The sequence below is a fragment of the Roseateles amylovorans genome (genome assembly GCF_025398155.2).
GTDB classification, from domain to species: domain Bacteria; phylum Pseudomonadota; class Gammaproteobacteria; order Burkholderiales; family Burkholderiaceae_C; genus Roseateles; species Roseateles amylovorans.
Genome location: NZ_CP104562.2, coordinates 988975 through 1007758, shown reverse-complemented (window position 1 = coordinate 1007758; position 18784 = coordinate 988975). Strand labels below are relative to the sequence as shown.

Here is an 18784-nt window from a genome sequence, read left to right as displayed (position 1 = left end):
CATGGCGGCCGTTCCGGCACTGCACTCGCGCGAGGATCCGCGCAGCGGGGTCAGGGCATGCGCCCCTCACCCAGCGGCGGATGCGGCGCCGATCAGATCGAGTAGCCCAGCAGCATCGCCACGCCGGCTTCCTTGTTGGGCCGCACGAAGCTGTCGCGCGTCAAGCGGCTCATCGGGATCGACAGCGAGTCGGTCTGGAACCACTTCTTGTAGATGTTCTGGATCTCACCGCTGGCGTAGATGCGGCTCAGACTGCGGTCGACCGCTTCCTGCAGCTTGGCATCGCCCTTGCGCATCATGATGCCGTAAGGCTCCACCGAGAACGCCATGCCGCCCAGGTTCAGCGTGTCCAGCGCCTTCTCTTTCGAGGCCAGACCTTGCAGCAGCGCATCATCCTGAGGGAACGCGCGGGCCTTGCCGTCGCGCAGCGCCTTGAAGGCCTCGACGTTGTTGGCGTAGGGCACCACCTGCATCTTGGCTTCGCCGGAGGCCTGCAACTGGTTGAACAGCTTTTCGGAGGTCGTGCCCTTGCTCACCGCAATCGTCAGACCCTCCAGGTCCTTGATCGATTCCACCCGCGTGCCACGGGGCACCAGCACCCGCATGCCGGCCACGAAGATGGTGTAGCTGAAATCGACCTGCTCCTGCCGCGCCCGGGTGTTGGTCGTGGAGCCGCACTCCAGGTCGATCTCGCCCTTCTGCAGCTTCGGAATCCGCTCCGGACCGCCCACCACCACGAAGTTCACCTTCAGGTCCGGCAGCTTGAGTTCCTTCTTCAGGTCCTCGACCGCCGCCAGGCACAGGTCCACCGAGTAACCCACCGGCTGCTTGGCATCGTTCAAATAGGAGAACGGACGGGCTGCTTCACGCACACCAATGTTGATGCTGCGAGCCTCGCGGATGCGGGAGAGGGTGTCGGCGGCCTGCGCGGACGCAGCCAGACCGAAGAAGCCGACGGCGCTCAACGCGGCGAGGGCCAGGGGCCGCAGGGCCCGGGAAAATGCAGTGATCATGTCGCTCTGAAGAAAAAACAGACAGCACAGAGAGAGCGGCTGTTGACGTCGCCCCGCGGGAGGCTAGGGCGATGGAACTCCCGATGAACACGCGCCCAACGGGCGACCCCACGCGGTGACACGTAAGGTACATCGGCGCGAAATCATGCCATAGCCCGCCCACCAAGCCCCCTGCGCCGTTCATCGGGAGACGCCCCTAAACAGGCCGAATCCATCAAGCTTGCGCAATTCCGCACACCGTCCAGGGCGCGCACGGGTGGTTACAACCGATCGGCCATGCTTGCGCCGCATGCTCCAATCGCTCCCCAGCCGCCCCTGTCGAGCGGCGTGAAGGAGCGTCCCATGCTGATCAATTGCGTCGCCTACCGCGACGGCCATCGCCTGGCGGACATTCGGCAGGAAGACATCAGCGAGTACCTGGCCATGCCGGGTTGTTTCGTCTGGGTGGCGCTGCGCGATGCGTCCGAATCCGAAGTGCTGGCGATGAAGGAGGAATTCAATCTCCATGAGCTGGCCGTCGAGGACGCGCTGCACGGCCATCAGCGCCCGAAGATCGAGGAATACGGCGACACCCTCTTCACCGTCATGCATGCGGTGCAGTTCACCCCCACCGACGAGCTGGTCAGCGGCGAGGTCGCGATCTTCGCCGGCAGCAACTTCGTGCTGTCCATCCGCAACCGGGTCTCCCAAAGCCTGCTGGGCGTGCGGGCGCGGGCCGAGAAAGAGCCGCACATGCTGCGCCGCGGCCCCGGCTTCGTGATGTACGCCATCATGGATGCGGTGGTGGACCGCTATTTCCCCGTCATCGAGGCCCTGGAAACCGAGCTGGAAGCCATCGAGGCCCAGATCTTCGAGCCCGGCGTCACCCGCGAGAACATCCGCCGGGTCTATGAACTCAAGCAGCGCATCACCCAGGTCAAGCATGCGGTCTCGCCGCTGCTGGATGCGGTCGGCAAGCTGGTGCGCGGCCGCGTGCCGCCGCTGTGCGAGGACACACGCGAATACTTCCGCGATGTCTACGACCACCTGGAACGGATGCAGGGCGCGCTGGACAGCCTGCGCGAAACCGCCACCACCGCCATCCAGGTCCACCTGTCGATGGCCACCATCGAAGAGTCCGAGGTCACCAAACGCCTGGCGGCCTGGGCCGGCATCTTCGCCGCCGCCACCGCCTTCGCCGGCATCTGGGGCATGAACTTCGAGGTCATGCCGGAGCTCAAATGGCGTTGGGGCTATCCGATGGCGCTGGGCCTCATCACCGCCACCTGTGGCGTGCTGTTCTGGCGCTTCAGGAAGTCCGGCTGGCTGTAGCGCAGGGCCCGCAGGCGGTCCCAGGGCAGATCCGCCAGTCGCCAGACCGCCAGGCTCTTGTCGGCAAACTGTCCCCCGCCCTCGCTGCAGTGCTCATTGACCAGCAGCACAGGCGCGGGGAAGTCGAACGGCTCCAGGTGCAGGCTCAACGGCCGCCAGCGGCCGGCCTCGGTGTCGGCATTGGCGGGCGCTCGCTCGGCGGTGAAGGTGGTGGTGAGCAGCCAGATCGCCCCGCTGCGATGGAAGTTCTCCAGCACCGTCGCAATCTCGGCAAACGACAAGTGCGGCAGCAGATCCCGGCAGAAGATGGCATCGCAGCGCGGCAACGCGCCGTGAAGCAGATCCGCCCGGACGAACTCGCGACCCGGCCGACGATCACGGACCTGATGCGCCTCGATCACTGCGCTCATGATGTCCACGCCCACATAGTGCGCCACGCCCAACGCCACCTGGCGCATCCAGTGGAAGTCGCCGCACGGCGCATCCAGCAGGCTGCTCGCGCCCAGGTGCGCCAGCACCAGCGGCAAGCGCGCGCGCAGCACGCGCGTCTGCTGCAGGCTGGAGCCGGGGCCGGAGATCGACTCATCCCGATAGCGCCGATACACCTGCGCATCGCGGATGAACACCGCCTCCAGCGGCGATGGCGCCACCGCGACGTCGGTCGTGTCTGCGTGCCCATTCATCCCAACCGGGGCCGATGTCTCTGGAATGCGCATCGTCGCGGCTCCGCGGTGTTCTGAGGCCACCATGCCCGCCGTGTCGACCGCTCCTGCGGCATGCGCCAACAGGAAACTGAAGAACGAGTCAGGCCGCATCAGATCGACCGACCGATCGCGCGCCGCATACCGACTGATCTCGGTGTTGGACAGCATGTAGCAGAGCGCCTGCGGATCCAGCGCCCGCTGGTGCGCCTCCGCCGATCCCACCTCGAAGAAGCGCTGCGGCTGACTCCAGCAGATCGGCTGTACCCGTGCCACCGGCAGCTCATGCCAATCGTGCGGATGCTGCTGCACCGCGGCCGTCAGCGGCTCCGATCCGATCGAGGTCCAGCCCAGCGGCTGACGAGACCGCAGCAACGCGCACACCCGCGCATAGGTGGCCCGGAGGATGCGGCTGTCCGGCCGCGCCGCAAGGAAGCCGTTGGACACCAGCCCGCTGCGCTCCCGATGTCCGACCAGCTCGTGCGCGCCCAGCAACGCCAGCACCGGCGCCAACGGCTGCATCGCCACGCAGTCGGCATCCACCCACAGGCCGCCGTAGCGCTGCAGCAGGAAGAGCCGGATGAAGTCCGCCCGGTGCGCCACCTGCAGGCGGTTCAGGTCGATGTCGCGATCCTGGTCACGGAGCTGGTCGAAGCTGGCCGCGTTCAGCAATCGCAGCGTGGGCGCCGCCGACCGCAAGGTTCGCAGACAGGCGGTTATCCAGTCCGGACAGTCTCCTTCCCAATAGGCCCAGACCGTCTCTGCGGTGACCGGCACATCGGCCGTCGTCGACACCGCCGGCGCCGCGTTCGCGGGCTGCTGATCGAACGTCGTCAGCCGGCCCCGGGTCGCCGGCACCGGCGGGAACGTCGCCAGGAACTGCGCCTTGCCGCGGACGGCAAACACCCGCCGCATCAGTTCGACATTCGCCGCGTAATGCGGATTGGCCGCGCCGGCCGCGACGCCCACATGGCCCCCGGAGTTCAGATGGAAGAGATGGTGCAGGTGATGTTCGGACTGCTGCAGCCGCCCGCTGCGCCCCAGCACCGCCAGCTTGTGGTTCCAGGCGTTGTCCTCGCCACCCCAGCCGATGAAGCCTTCCACCAGCCCGCCATGGCGCCGAACGAAGTCCCGCGTCACCAGCGTCGCATTGCCGGACGCGCCACCCGCCGGCGTGAGCACCTTCACCGGCCGGCAGTCCCCCGGATCGACGATCCCCTGCATCACCTGCAGGCTGTCGCCTTCCGACAGATAACGCACCGTGGAGAACGGCGAGGTCAGCCCGTCCAGACGGCGCTTGCGCAGCTCCTGAACCGCTGCGGTGATCAGACCAGCCGGCACCATCAGATCGTTGTCCAGCCAGAGCAGCAGCTCGCCGGCGGCCACGGGTTCGCCGGCATTGAGGGCGCGGGCGCGCTCAAAGGGGCCGTGGTGCTCGATGAACAGATGCTTGTCGGCCCAGCGCCGCGACACCTCGATCGCCACCGGGGCCCCGCCCAGTTCCACCACGATCAGCTCCAGCGCCTCGCCCATCTGCCGCAAGGTGGACAGGGTCGTCGTCAGATGCGGCAGGCGTTTGGTGCCGCCGTGCGGAATGATCACCGAGACCGGTTGAACGGGAAGCGCTGCCATCGGAGTCTCCTGTCGAATCGGTCGCGCCACGCGCGCCGTGTGAATCGGGCCGGACGGCACGGGGACGGACCCTCGAGCGGGCAGCCCCCTCTGGCGCGGCCGAGGCGGCATCGCCGGCAGCGGCGCCAAGGCCAAGGGCCGTGCCGCCGGCGGCGCGGGATGGCGCGCAACGGGCAGCGCCGGACGTCGGGCGATCGGCACCTCCGGCCGGCGCGTGACGCCCAACGCGCGTGCGGTCGCCGAGTCCGGCCGGAACGCTGACGGCCGCTCGAATGGCGGTGGCAACGCAGCCGAGACCATCCCGACGGCCACGGCCGAGGCGCCACGGTACGGGCCATTCATTGCACGATCGATGGCGGGTCGCCACTGCGTCTGCCACTGCGTCTCGAATCGCCAGTGGGTTTCCATCCACGCACGACGCCGCCGACCGAGTTCCACCAAGGCCTCGGGGCCCATCGCCACCAAGGCCTCCAGCCGCGCCGGCAGCGATGCCAGGGTGGCGCACTCGAACAGCGCGTCGATGCAGGTGTCGTCCACGCCCTCGCCCGCACAGCGCAGAAACGCCTCGCGCACGCCGGGGAGCTGCCCCATGCCATTGACCACGACGGCGCCCACCGCGAGGCCCTCCAGGCTGTTGCGGTGATAGCTGCCGGTCACGCATTCATCGATGACGATGTGCGATCGACGCTTCATGGCCATCGACTGCAGATGGCTGACCTGGCCACCGCGCGTGGTCTCGAGCCGCACGCCGGGCAGACGGGCCAGTCGATCCAGCGTCCGCATCGTCGAGTCGAAACCCTTGCCATGCCAGTACAGGCGGTGGCCTGGCGGATAGCGCTCATATCGGCCCGAAGGCGTGTAGGCGATGCCGATGCCCGGCCCCCGCCCCTGCGGTGTCTCGGGCGCATGCACCGGGTCCCACAGCGGGATGGGATTGGGCACCACGGTCCAACCGGCAAACTCCGGCAGCGTGGCCTGGTACTGGCCCACCACCACGCCGGGGTGACCGGCACGGATGAACTGGAAATCGACGTTCCAGCCGTAGTTGTGCGCCATGGTGAGGATCGGCTTGCTCTGCAGCACGCGTCGATGCGCCGCCTCGATCTTGCCGTTGTGCACGATCACCAGGTCCGCCTCGGCCAGCAGCGTCTGCGCCTGCTGCGGCTGGCTGCGCCAGCTCACGCCGCCGTCGAACTGCACCCCGTTGCCATACGACCCGGTGGCCCAGACGCAGGACGCTGCGTCCGGCGTCTCGTGGTCGATGCAGCGCGCCAGCACGGCCGGTACGCCGGCCACCGGCATCGTCGAATAAGAGACGATGCGCAGTCCGGACGTACTCGCCGTCTTGGCGCCGGCGCGGTCCGCCGCGGTCATCGACATCGACCTGGCCGCGGTCGACGCGGCCGCGCTCGGCGCCAGGCCCGATCCGTCGATCCATGGCGCCAAGTCACTCTTGGGCACACGCTCCAGCAGGCTGCGCGCGCTCAGGTTCACCAGCTCAATGCCACGCTGCGCCAAGGCGGCGGCCAATCGGCCGTATTGCGCGTCGATCTCGCGCAGGCGCGGCGCAAGCACGTGGCGTCCGGTGCGGGCGAAGAAATGGTCGTCGGTGAAGTCCACGCCGATCAAACCGATCCGCCGCGCCCCCATGTAGGCGGCCAGACAGACGGCCACATAAGGCGAGTTCTGGGTAAAGGGCAGCGCGTCAGTCGCGTCGGTCGCCGTGCCGCCGTGCTGACCCAGCCGGAAGCCCACCACCTGCGGCTGCACCGGGCCCAGCTCCAGCTGGGTGAACAGGGCTCGTGCGCGTGACTGCGCGACATACCGGAACCGATCGTCCTTGAACTGGCTGCTCGGATTGAGCACGACGAGATAGTCCGGGTCCACGCGGCGGCCTACATCGTTCACGCCGATGGTCAGCGGCCGGCGCTGCGGATCGATCCGATCGAGCTCGTTGAGCGACACCCCGCAGCCGCACACCATCACCGTCTCGCCGGCATGGAGGTTGTGAAAGTCCTGGAGCGTGGATGGCATGGTGGCCCCGCCGCCTACGACTTGCGAAGATCAAACAGCAGCAGGAACAGATGGCTCTTGGGCCCGGCGGCGCGATAGACGCATTCAGCCTGGATGACGTCCGCCGCCAACGAGACCAGGCTCCAGGCGTCGCCCTCGTCGCTCGCCACGACGCCGGCGGTCAGGCTGGGCACCGCATCTCGCTCGCCGCGCTCGCGCACAGCGGCCAGCGCTTGGGTGGCGGCGGCCGGCAGCGAGTCGTTCGCCCAGCCCCACATCCAGGACTCGCCGGTGGGTGACCAACTGCCGGCCACCTGCAGACGTGCGGTGGCGCGAGGGTGGTCCTCCGGATCGAAGAAGCGGATGGTGGCGGTGGGCAGGTCGAGTTCGTAGCGGCCAGGTGCGCCGATGCCGAACTTCTGCTGGGCCTTTGCCATGCCGCGCCGAACGGCATCGCGGGCTCGTTCGATCCATTGGTCGTGCTCGTCGTCTGTCATGGGTGAGTTCCTCACAATTTGAACCAACGCCGAATGACCGTCGGCTTGGTACCGAGCGCTGCGGCATGCTTGAGCAGCAACGCCTGCAAGGTGGCCGCGGCACCGCTCGCTCGATGGTTCTGGCCCTTCGCAGTGCCAGTCTTGGTTTCGATCTTCACCTTCGTGATCTTGGTGTTGGCCTCCAGGTCCTTCAATTGGCCACGCCACATCGCGCCCATCTGCGAATTCATCCGGCTTTCGATCATCGCCATGTTGGCCGCGGTGTCAGTGCCGCCCATCTGAAGCTCCTGCTGATGGTCCGCCTGCAGTTGACCCATCAAGGTTCGGGCGGCGTTCTGATCGGCTTTCACCTTGATCTGGTCAATGTACGCGTGGATCTCCGAGCGGAAGGCATCCTGCCCGCCCTGGCGAAGCGGCTTGGTGGACTGCCGCTGGGTGGTGCTGCCGGCCACGAAACCGAGCGTTGCGGCCTGGTTGGCGGTCTTGCCCTCCGCGGCCCGCTTGATCGCATTGGCCTTGGACCGGAATTCATCCAGCGGCCAATCCGGCTCGTAGCCCACCTCCATCTCCGCCGTGTTCTTTCCGGCCTTGACCGAGGTCTTCACCGTCTTGACCGGATTGATCTCGGCACGGATGGACCAATAGTCGCCCTCCTTCACCGGCACCAACGTCGTGACGCGATGGATCAGCTTGATGCCCAGCAGGATCGGCTTGAGCACCGCATCGCCGACCACCTTGCCGGAGAACTTGGTCACAGCCTTCAAGCCCGCCGCAGCCGCCTTCTCCACCCGCTTCTGCTTCTCCTCCGGCGGCGCGTCCTTGCCTGCGAGCTTGTCGATGAAGCTCTTGGCCATCTTCTTGATCCAGCCGATCAGCGAATCCATCGCCTTGTCCACTGGCGCGCGAATCTTCTGGATCACGCCGTTGATCTTCTGCGCCACCTTGCCCAGCCCGGCGAAGGCGGCGAAGAAGTTGATCGCCAGGGACAGTCCGGAGGCCAGCACCGATTCCACCTTCTCGATCGCGCTGCCGATGTTGCCGTTGGCGATGTTGACGATCGAATCGACGAAGGACTTCACCACCGCGATGATCTTGGACACCTGATTCACCACCACCATCACCGTGTCGTAGATCGACACGATGGCGCCGATGAAGCCGGCGCCGGGAATGAACATCGCCACCAGCTTCGGAATGCCCTTGGTCACCACCGCCTCGATCACCAGGCCCTTGATGCCCTCGATGACCTGATCCTTCAACCCTTCCAGCTCCGACTTGATCTTCTCCCACGCTGCGGCCGGGCCCTCGTTGACCAGCGTCATCACGATGTCGAAGCCCTTCTCCATCGCCACCGCCGTGGTCTCGCCGAAGGCCTTGACGATCTTCACCCGGAAGCGCTGCCAGGTCAGGCCCAGCACCGAGAACACGAACTTCACCACCTCGCCCAACGTCAGCGCCTTGGGGATATAGACGCCGTCCAGCGAGCCGGTGAGCCAGTCGATCAGGCCTTTCTTCAGATGGCTCAGGAAGTTCCCGGAGAACGCCGAGAACCCGCCCTTGCCCGCGGCGATCAGGTTGCCCAGGAAGGGCATCGGGTTCTGCAGGATGCTCTTGAGCGCCGCGCCGGTCTTCTTCACATACTCCAGCGCCCCCGGGTTCACCACCTTGAAGATGATCTCCAGCAGGTTCCACATGGCCTGCCCGGCCCAGGTCACGAACCGGCCCAGGAAGTTGCCAAACACCTTGGCCAGCTTCGCGAAGGCCCGCGGCACCAACACGATGTCCGCCAGCTCCAGCGACTTCAGGCCGGCGATGAACAGGGCGGGGATCTCCGCCACGAAGCCCTTCAGTTCCCCCATGGCGCTCTGGAACCAGGTCCAGCACTGGCCCAGCGCGCCCGACTTCTTGATGTTGGCGTAGATCTCTTCCTGGCCGATGATCTTCATGAAGCCGCCCACCATCAGGTCGGCCGAATCGGTGACCGGCTCGCCGGTCACCGGGTCCTCGCCCATCACGCCCTTCAACAGGTCGTAGCTGGGCGTGCCCTCGGCCAGCTTGCCCAGCGGCCGCAGGATCGCCTCCTTGATGAAGTCCAGGATCGCGCCGATGAAGCCCGCCACCACGCTCTTGATCTGGTTGATCGGGTCGGTGACGAGGTGGATGCCCCGATCAATCGCCGCGCCCGGGCTCAGCAAGTCCGACGCGCCCAGGGACTTCACATAGCCCAGCACCGCCGATCCCAACGATCCCAGCGCGGCCATCACGCTCTTGAGCTGCCCGTAGGCCCAGTTGGCCACCTTGTCGAAGATGCCGGCATTGCTGATGGCTTCGGTGACCACGGTCGCCCCGGGAATGAACTCGACAATCGCGCGAAACACATTCCCCGGCGACGCCTCCACCGCCGTGTTGTTGATCGGGTTGCGCCCGAGCACGATGGTCAGCATCCGGAAGCCGGGCAGCAGGTTGGCCTTGTCCGCGAAGAAGTTGAGCGCGGTGTCCCATCCCAGCCGATGCACCTGCACCGGCTCGCTGGTCGACACGGCGGGTCCGACCTCGGTGGCCGCCTCGCGATGCACCGGTCCCACCTGGGGCGCGGCCCGCTGCTGGATGGTGTGGGTCAGTTCATGCGCGATGAGCTCCCGGCCTGACGGGCTGTCCGGCTGATAGGCATCCCGGGCGAAATGGATGTCCCGCCCCACGGTGAAGGCCCGCGCGCCGAGCTGCGCCGCCAGCGCGGCGGAACGCGCATCGGTGTGCAGCCGCACCGGACTGAAGTCCGCCCGGAAGCGCGGCTCCATGTAGGCCCGCACCGGTGCCGGCAGCGCCTGACCGCCGCCGGCACTGGCGCGGATCTCCGCAGCCACCGGCGCCGACACCGCGCCGCCGCCGTCCCGTCCGGCCCGATGCACCATCGACGGGGACAGCGACAGCAGCGTCGATGCCGAACGAGCGATGCCAACGGCCACCGCAGGTGCCCGCGCCGCCGTCGCCCCGGATGAAGCCGGGCTCACCGAGGCCGACCGGCGAATGCCCGCCGCCTGCGGTGGGGCCATGCGCACAATCTGGCTGGCGACCGACACCGCCTCCCGCTCTGCCGGATCGGCGGGCGAGGACACCTGCATCGCCGTCTGCAACGTCGACGGCAGCAGCAGACTGCTCCCCCGCGAGGCCGCCGACGCGGCCGACTGGGCCGGCGACACCGGCGGCCGCCGCACGTTCGCCGCCCGCGCAGCGCTCTGCTGCGCCTTCGCCTGGGCGGAGGCGCGCAGGGCGGCAGCGTGCGCGACTGCCATGGCTCAGGCCTGAACGCCCGCGCGCGGATCGGACACGCGGGCCGCCGTCTCGACCGGACGCAGCGGACAGGTGGCACCGGTCTTGCGGTACTCCCGCTGCAAGGCCGCGAACAGATGCTCGGTGCGCATGCCGCCGCCGCGCTGCAGCGCCAGCAGACGAGCGTGGGACACCACGTTGCGCAGCTGTCCACCGGTCAGGGTGCAGCGGCAGGCCATCTGCTGCAGCCAGTCGTCGTCGATGTCGTCTTCCGCCTCCAGCGCATCCCAGCCGGTCCCAGCGTCGCGAGATCCCTGAGCCGTCGCGACATTCAAGGCGGACAGGGCATCGGGCTCGCGCCGCGGATCGACCGCACCCAGCTCCGCGTGCGCCCGTGACGCACCTGCGCCGATCGCCTCGTCTCCGGCGGCCAGGTGCAGCTTGAGGATGTCGTAACGGCGCCATTCATCGGGCGGTCGGAAATGGACGACGACATCCATGCGCCGGGAGAACGCCTTGTCGATGCGGTCCAGCGCATTGGTGGTGATCAGCAGGATGCCGTCGAAGGTCTCAATGCGCTGCAACAGGAAGTTGGTCTCGAGGTTGGCATAGCGGTCGTTGGACGAGCCCACATCGGTGCGGCCCGCCATCAGCGCATCGCCTTCATCGAGCAGCAGCACCACGTCCAGTTCCTCGGCGGCGGAGAAGGCTTGGTGCAGGTTCTTCTCGGTCTCGCCCAGGTACTTGTTGACCGTGGCCGACAGATCGACCCGATAGAGGTCCTTGCCCAACGAGGAGGCGAGCAGCCGCGCGGCCAAGGTCTTGCCGGTGCCGGAGTTGCCCGCCAGCAAGGCGCGCACGCCGGCATTGCCCTGCGCCAGGGCAGCGCCTCGGGCAGCCAGTCGCTCGCGAAAGCGGCAGCGCGCGGCCAGGGCGTCGATCTCGTCGCGCGTCGGTGTGTCGACCGCCAGGTCGTGAAGGCCGCCGCGGGTGGGCAGCCGGGTCGCCAGCGTTTCCAGCCGGGCGGACTGCAGGCCCCGGCAGGCCTCGCGCACGTCGTCCAGACCCAGCACGGGTCGACGGGCCAGGCCGGCCAGCGCCGCCGCCGTCTGCGCCACCCGGCGGACATGCCCGCTGGTCAGGCGCGCCGCCTGCGCCATCTCGACCAAGGCGTCCTCCTCGTGACCCGGCAAGGCCTCGCGCCAATGCCGCAAGCGCTGGGCCGCATCCGGCATCGGCAGCTCCAGCGTCAACATCGCCTGGCTGCTGCCGCCGGCGCCGGCACAAGTCCAGGCGCCATGGCGGCCGGTCGCCACGCACAGCGTGCCGCCGCCGAACGGCAGCGGCGCCAGCGCGCGGGTCTCGCCCGGGGCCAGGTCCACATCCACCACCGGCAAGGCCTGCAGCAGCACCGCCAGCAAGCCGAACAGGCGCCAGCGCGACTCGTCCTCCAGCACGGCCGCATCGGCCACCAGCAGCGAACGCCCCATCGCGCGGGCCACACCGCCGATCAGCGTCTTGCGGCCGTTGTGCCGAGGGCCCCGCACCAGCAGCACCGTGCCGCTGAGATCGCCCGACGCGGCAGGTCCCTGGCCGCCGTCGAAGGCAGGGCCGAAGGCGGTTGATCCGGGCTGTCCGTCGCGCCCACTGCGCTCATTGCGTTCATTGCGCTGATTGCGCTCATCGACCCGACCGAACTCATCGAAGCCAGTTTGCGCATCGTCGACCGGGCCGCCCAGCAGCGCGGGAAGCGCCTTGGCGCGCGCCAGGGTGTCGGCATCCGCGATCACACGATCCAGCGGGCACAGGCTCTCCAGCGGCCGCCATTGCAGCCAGGGCGCCGACGGCGGATCGCCGCGCAAGCCATCCCAGAGGGCATGCGGCACCGTCAGCAGCCAATCGGGTCGCGGCGCCTCCGGGTTCAAGGCCTGCAGCAGGCCGGCACGCAGCAGCGCCAGCAGGCTGCGGCGCACGACCTCGGCGCCATCGCTGCCGTCGTCGCCATGGCGCCACCACGCGATCAGTTGGCCGAAGGCGGGACGTCGCGGCGCGGTCTGGGGATCGCCGTCGCTGAAGAGCTGCGCAAAGCGGGGATCCTCTTCGATCAGGCCTGCCGCCAACAGCAACTCCAGATCGAGCTCGGAAAGCCCCGCATGCCGCAGCGCGCGCAGCGGCAGATGGGCATGGCAGTCGGCCTCCCAGGCCTGCACCCGGGAACGCCATGCGCGCCAGGGCGTCTCCGACCGCCCCACCTGGGCGCGAATCTCGGCCTGGTAATCGGCCAGGAAGGGATAGGCCGCCAACGCCGCCTGCTCGCCCCCGGCGGTGCAGTGACCCACCAGCCGGGCGATCACGCCGAAGAGCATCAGCCGCACATGCTGCGCCGCGGCGGGTGACGCCGACGTCTGCGCGGAAGGCCCGCCGGATACGGAATCGGCGGCGCCCGAAGCGCCGCCGCCACCGAAGCGACGCCGAAAAGCAGACACCGCAGAGGCGTCCGACGGAGCGAAAGGATCGGTGGTCTTCATCGCGGCCTCATTCGAAATGGAACATCACGCTGCGTCCGGTGGCGGGGATCCAGCCGGGATCGCGGTCCAGGCCGGCGATCCGGATGGACAGGGGCAGATCGGCCAGCGACAGCACCACGTCCACGCGGGCCATGCCGACGCTCACTTCCGCGCGGTGGCGGCAGACGCATGCCGCCAGGTCCTCCGTGGGCCGGACGCCCAACGCCGCCCGCAGGCGCGCTTCCAGATACCGCCGCCAGTGCGACAACCAGCGATGGGCCGCCGTGCCATTCGCACTCGCGATCACCGCGCGACGCAGCACTGCGCGGCGCAGCAGCGGCACCGCGTCACACAGCGCGCGGGCCTGGGCCGCAGGTGCCATCCCAGTGCGGCGGCGCACGTCGGTGATGACGAAGCCCATGGGATGCGCCACCCGAAGTCGTCGCGACGTTGCATGGAAGGTCAACGTGGTCGGAGCGCCCCACGGTGCGAGATCGCTGTCGGTCAACCGCCAGTCCGGCACCTCGGCAAAGAACCGCGACGGCGCCTCGGCCGGCGATCGACCGGCCAGGTCCGCGAGCAGAGGCCACAGCGGATCGGCGGTGAAGGCCTCACCGAACCAGGCCTGTCCGGTCCAGGCCAGCAGGTTCCATGGCGACCATCGCAGGCCCGGATCGCGCGGCATGGTGAAGTCGCCATACAGGCGCAAGGCGAGCGCCGCATTCAACAGATAGAAGAGCCCGCCGTAGTGCGTGAGGCAGACGGTCGGCAGCAGCTCCGCGACCGCGTTGGGCGTGGTGTCCTGCGCGTCGGGAAGCGTGCCGGCCGATCGCCTTTGCGGCGCGTCGTCATCCGGTAGCGCATTGGGATCTCTGGCGAGACCGCGCTCGGCGCCATGACCCGTCAGGGTCGACGACTCATTCATTGCCAGGCCGGACGTGGTGCGCTCCGCCTCGGGTGACGGTGGCACCGCAGACGGTCGCTTATCGGATGAGTCGACTGACCGCAGCGCCGATCGCCCATCGCCAGCGCGCGGTGGCGGCGTCGTGTGCACCTCCGCGTCCGCCTCCGGGTCACCGCGGCGATCGGTCACCGGCGGCGCATCCGTGTGAGCCCAATGATCCAGCGCGTGCAGCAACGCCGACGAGCGCGCCCAGGCCGGTTCACGCTGCACGGCCAGGGCACCCGCCAACAGCCGGCCAGCCATCGAATCACCGGTGAATCGTTGAAGCTCGGGGACCACCTGCAGCAAGCGGCGCAGCGTCAGCGGCGTGGCACGGTCGCGGGAATCGGACAGGCCCGATGGTGTGGCATGGCCGCTCGGGCTCTGGAGCTCGCCTCGCTCTTGATCACCCGGCCGCCGCAGTGCCTCGTTCGACCTCGCCTCGATCCCGGGCATGGCGTGGGAGGCCATGAGCGCGCGAAGTCCCGCGGCGACCTCCGCTGCATCCATGCGCGTGACGGCAGCGGTCGCCAGGCCACGGGCCGCCAGGAGAGACAGCGTCGGCACCAGACGGTCACCATGATCGATCACCTCCGCCTTCAGCCATTGGCGCGGGGTCTGCCTCCCCAGCACGCTGTGCCACCACCAGCCTGCATCCAGCGTGCGATGCAGCCAATCCCGCCACAGGCAGGCGGAGAGCTCCGCCTCATCGGCGAAGCAGACGGCAGGCGCCGCCGCGGCATCGCTGCGCAGCCACGGTCGCTGAGCCTTCGCCGCCTGCGCGCTCACGGCGCTCGACACCTGCCGCGCGAATTCGCCCGATGGCTCATCGCCCCGCGGCGGTCCGCGCCGCCCCTGCACTGTCAAGCGGCGGACGAACAGCAGCGCGGACGGTCCCAAGGACGACGGCGACCAATCCACGCCGGCGAGCGCCCGCTCAAGACCCTGCCGGGCCCGGAGCGGGTCGATCGCTGCCCGGCCGGTCAGTCCGGCACCGGCGCCCGCACCGATGGCCAGACGCACCCGCTGCAGCAAGGCGCCATGGCGGACCGGCAGCGACATCGCGGGCTCCGTTCAGTAGGAGTAGCGCAGGCCAAGCAGCAGCGTCGAATGCACCGACTGCGGCGAGTTGCTGGTGACCGCATGCAGTTGATAGCGGCCCTCCACCGACCATTGCGGCGCCACCTGCCATTGCCCACCCAGCCCGATGTTGAAGCCCAGCCGGCTCTTGCCCGGATCGAAGCTGTAGACGCCCGCGCCCAAGGTGGCGAACGGCCGCATCGGCCCGGTGCCGGGCGAGAAATACCACTTGCCGTTCAGCCCGACCTGCGTGACCTTCGCATTGGGTTGGCCGGTCTTGCCGTCCAGCCGATGCCAGGAGACGGTGCCTTCGAGCGACATGTCGCTGGAGAACGCATAGTCGATGCCGATGGCCAAAGCCGGTCCGGTGCTCTGGGTGTCGGCGAACTTGCCATGCGGGATGGCGATGCCGCCGGCCAGCCACAGGGCGTAAGGGCTGCTGCCCGGGCCCGGGCCGGGTCCGGGAATGGGCCCGTACTCGCCGCCGCTGGTGCCGGGCTTCAGGGGCTGACCGGTGCGCACCGGCCGGCCATCGACCCAGATATCCAGTCCCGGTGTGGTGCCGGGTGCCACGCCGCTGATGCGGACGGTGTAGTCGCCGGTCTGCAGCGGGTCGGCGACCGGACCGACGATGCCTGATCCACTCACCTTGACTTGCACCACGCGGCCATAACCCGGCCCGACATGGTTGCCGAACCGATCCCGCGGCGTCACCTTGACCTGATAGACGCCATCACCGGTCGGCGCCGCGATGGCCACCACCGTCTGCCCGCTGTTGGGAATGGCCGAGACCACCCGTTCGATCGATTCAATCCGCCGCACCTTGCCGGTCCTCGGATCGTCCCATTCCAGCGCCACATCGAAGCGGTAGCGCCCCGGCACTCGGGTGTCGGACACGCTGCCGGTGTAGACACCGTCATTGGCCGATGTATCGCCACTGGTTCCGGCGTCGCTGAGGATCAGTTGCTGGCCGGTGGGCTTGGGCTCGATCCGCTCCAGCAACTTGTCCGTCACCGCCAGTGACAACGCCTTGGCGGTGGTGGCGCTCTGATCCGGCCGAGGGTCGGGGCCGGCGGTGGCGGCGGCATGCAGGATGTTGCCGGCGGACTCGGCCGGCGAGGCCGGGCGGATGCGGATGCCCCCGGCGATGCCCGTCAGCGGCTTGCCGTCATAAGTGGCCTCCACCATCAGCGGGATCGCATCCCCGGTGCCACTGCTGTCGCGACCGAAGTTCAAGGCGTACTTCAGTCGACTGTCGACCGCGTAGGCAGAGAGTCGGAACGGCGTCGGCGCACTGATGTCGTTGCCCTCAACGAGCGCATTCCATTCACCGCCGGGACCGTCCGCAGGCACATCGACTGACGCCACCAGCCAACTTGAACCCAGCTTCTGGAGCGATGGCTTGATCGCCGTGCCCCCCGGCGGCTGCAGCCAGAGCCTGAACAGATTGCTCCGCCCGACCCAATCGAGCACCACCGTGACCCGGCGGACCGACGGATCGACCTGCAGCGGGATCGGCGCCGAGAGCGGTCCGGTGGGAGCAGATGCCCCCGCGGCAGCAGGAAGGCTTCTGAGCCGGATCGGAGGCGCGCCAATCCCAGCCACCGTCCCGGTGGTGCGAGCCAGCAGCCCCAAGGTATTGCCCTTGAGCGCTTGCAGCAGCACATCCTGCATGGCCGTCGACAACCCCGTGGCAGTTGCAGTCACGATGGAGGTTCCGGCGGTCTGAGCGGCAATGCCGCTCAACAGATCGGTTTCGATCGACGCGGGGGTTCCAAAGCCGATGGTCTGGATCGGCAGGCCCTTTCTGTAGAGCTCATCCGTGCCCGCCACCGGCGCCCCCACAGCGCCAAGCGCCCAGTCGTCGGTCCCCGCAATCTTGGCGATGCGCGGATCGACGTTCTGCTCGCCATCGGTCATCAGGATGACCGCTGCATCAAAGTTGGCGGGATCGCTCACCCACTTGCCGATGGCCTTGTTCAGCCCATCGCCGATGGCGGTGCTGCCTCCCGGTGACTTGCCCTTGGCCTGGGCCAACAACGACGCCCAGTTGCCGCGGGTTCGAAAGATGCTGCCCCCACCGAAATCCGCCGGCTGCCCCGTGGAATCGAAATGAACCAGACCCAGCCGATCGCCCGTCACGCCCGACTCCGAGGCCTGGTCCCACAAGGCGACGAATTGATCGAGTGCAGTCCCCAAGGCGGTCCAGCGCGTCGGGAGGCTGTTGGGCGCACTGCCCGGAAGTTCCCAGCCCATGCTGCCTGACTTGTCCAACACCAGGATGACATCCAGTGGCAGGCGCTGCGGTGCAGCAGGGGCCGGCGCAGGCGGTGGCGTATTGACCGCGTACCCGTCTTGCACCCGGCGCTTCGCTTGTTGGCACAACAAGGTCGTCGCTTTAGTCACACCGGCAACGGTATAGGCCCCCAGTGCATGTTGGGTGATCTGCGGGCCGGAAAAATTCACCGTCACCGTCTTGGGCAGCGTATTGGCCGGCAATCCCGCCTTCAACTGGCAGAAATCTGACGGATCAAAATGACTGCGGGCCTCGTACAGCAAACTCACCGCCTGACCGCTGTTCATCGTCGGCGCGCCGTCCAGACGGAATCGATCTCCGTTGGGAAGACTCACGAATCCCATGCCCACTGAGGCCGCGACGCCATTGATGGAGGCAGAAGCACCAGCCGGCGCACCCGCCAGTGCGAAGTTCCAGCGCACGCGGGCCACGGGGACTTTGGCGGGTCGATCGTTGATGACGAACGCCACGGTCGCGTCAGCACGAGCGTCGGATGCCAACAGACCAGTGGCAGTCGCCGCCACCGCAAAGACAAGAACAGCTGATTTCATCGAGGACTCCAGGTGATCAAAGGTCGACGGACAGCGGCAGGGCGCCGCTGGTCACGTTGTCGGTGCTACGGGTCACGGTGACATTCACCGTGGTGCTGTCGCCAGGCGCCACCAGGCCGGGAATGCCGGTCGGCACGGTGACGGTCAGTTGTGTGGACGTGGCGGCCGACGGCGTCGCGGGAACCCCGCCGAAGCTCACCGATTGCTGGCCCGGTGTCGCCGAGAAACCGGTTCCTGCAACGGTCACCGCCTGCCCCACCGAGACCGGATTTGGCGTGATCGAGGAGATGGCCAACGGGTTGGTCAACGGGGGCAGCACCGTCACCGCCATCGTCGCCGCCTGCCCGCCGGGGTTGACCACGCGCACCACGATGTCCGTGGCGGGCGCACCTCCGGGCAGCGAGGGCGCGCCGGGAATGCCGCTCGGCACCGTCACGAACAATCGGGTGGCATTGCTGGTGCCCAGGACCACCGCATTGATGCCGCCCATCGTCACCGTCGAGCTCGCGCCGGCGAACCCCGATCCACGGATCTCCAGCGATCCGCCCGCCCTCACCGAGGTCGGCACCAACAGCGTCACCACCGGGTTCGCTGGCGGCGGCGGTGCCGTGCCCCCGCTGCTTCCGGCCACGACCAAGTTCACCGCACCGCCGGCCACGGTCTGCGAACCGGCGACAGGGACCTGATTGAGCACCATCAAGGATGCCGACGCCGAGGCGGATGGATTGATGATCACGCCGCCTGTGTCGACCACTGTCCCGAGCGACAGCTGCTGCAACTGCAGCGAGATCCGTGCCTCGGAGAGCGGTCGCCCGAACAGGTTGGGCACGGTGATGCCGCCGCCGCCTCCCCCGCCGCTCAACGCCGCATCATGTGCGTTGATCAGGTCGATGATCTTGCGCATCAATGCCGACGAGATCACGTCGCCCGGATTGATGGTGTCGTTGATGGCTGCCATGACCCGCTCCTTTGA

9 protein-coding genes are annotated in these 18784 nt (G+C 68.2%); 1 reads left to right on the top strand and 8 read right to left on the bottom strand.

Going from position 1 to position 18784, the window contains the following annotated elements; all coding sequences use genetic code 11:
- Positions 1–92: 92 nt before the first annotated feature.
- A complete protein-coding gene (locus N4261_RS04370; RefSeq protein ID WP_261758999.1) occupies positions 93–1013 on the bottom strand; it encodes an amino acid ABC transporter substrate-binding protein in 921 nt (306 codons plus the stop codon).
- Between the two features lie 342 nt (positions 1014–1355).
- Here N4261_RS04370 and corA point away from each other — a divergent pair, with 342 nt between their 5' ends.
- Complete coding sequence (gene corA / locus N4261_RS04365; protein ID WP_261758998.1) at positions 1356–2324, top strand: magnesium/cobalt transporter CorA; 969 nt, start codon at positions 1356–1358, stop codon at positions 2322–2324.
- On the opposite strand, the gene N4261_RS04360 is transcribed toward corA, so the two are convergent.
- The 7 genes from N4261_RS04360 to N4261_RS04330 are packed head-to-tail and all read right to left on the bottom strand — an operon-like array spanning position 2246 to position 18769.
- Positions 2246–6691 carry a capsular polysaccharide synthesis protein gene (locus N4261_RS04360; RefSeq protein ID WP_261758997.1) on the bottom strand — a complete coding sequence of 1482 codons (4446 nt, stop codon included), beginning with the start codon at positions 6689–6691 and terminating at the stop codon, positions 2246–2248. The two genes, corA and N4261_RS04360, sit on opposite strands and share 79 nt — an antisense overlap.
- A gap of 14 nt (positions 6692–6705) precedes the next feature.
- Positions 6706–7167 (bottom strand): DUF6882 domain-containing protein, encoded by a 462-nt coding sequence (locus N4261_RS04355; protein WP_261758996.1) that lies wholly within the window; start codon positions 7165–7167, stop codon positions 6706–6708.
- An 11-nt stretch (positions 7168–7178) separates the two neighbouring features.
- Positions 7179–10457, bottom strand: a complete 3279-nt coding sequence (locus tag N4261_RS04350; RefSeq protein WP_261758995.1) for an eCIS core domain-containing protein — start codon at positions 10455–10457, stop codon at positions 7179–7181.
- 3 nt (positions 10458–10460) lie between these two features.
- Positions 10461–12962 (bottom strand): AAA family ATPase, encoded by a 2502-nt coding sequence (locus tag N4261_RS04345; protein WP_261758994.1) that lies wholly within the window; start codon positions 12960–12962, stop codon positions 10461–10463.
- Positions 12963–12969: 7 nt separating this feature from the next.
- Positions 12970–14946 (bottom strand): hypothetical protein, encoded by a 1977-nt coding sequence (locus N4261_RS04340; protein ID WP_261758993.1) that lies wholly within the window; start codon positions 14944–14946, stop codon positions 12970–12972.
- A 12-nt stretch (positions 14947–14958) separates the two neighbouring features.
- Positions 14959–17811, bottom strand: coding sequence for a choice-of-anchor X domain-containing protein (locus tag N4261_RS04335; RefSeq protein ID WP_261758992.1), 2853 nt, complete (start codon positions 17809–17811; stop codon positions 14959–14961).
- A 16-nt stretch (positions 17812–17827) separates the two neighbouring features.
- Positions 17828–18769 (bottom strand): IPT/TIG domain-containing protein, encoded by a 942-nt coding sequence (locus N4261_RS04330; protein WP_261758991.1) that lies wholly within the window; start codon positions 18767–18769, stop codon positions 17828–17830.
- Positions 18770–18784 lie beyond the last annotated feature (15 nt).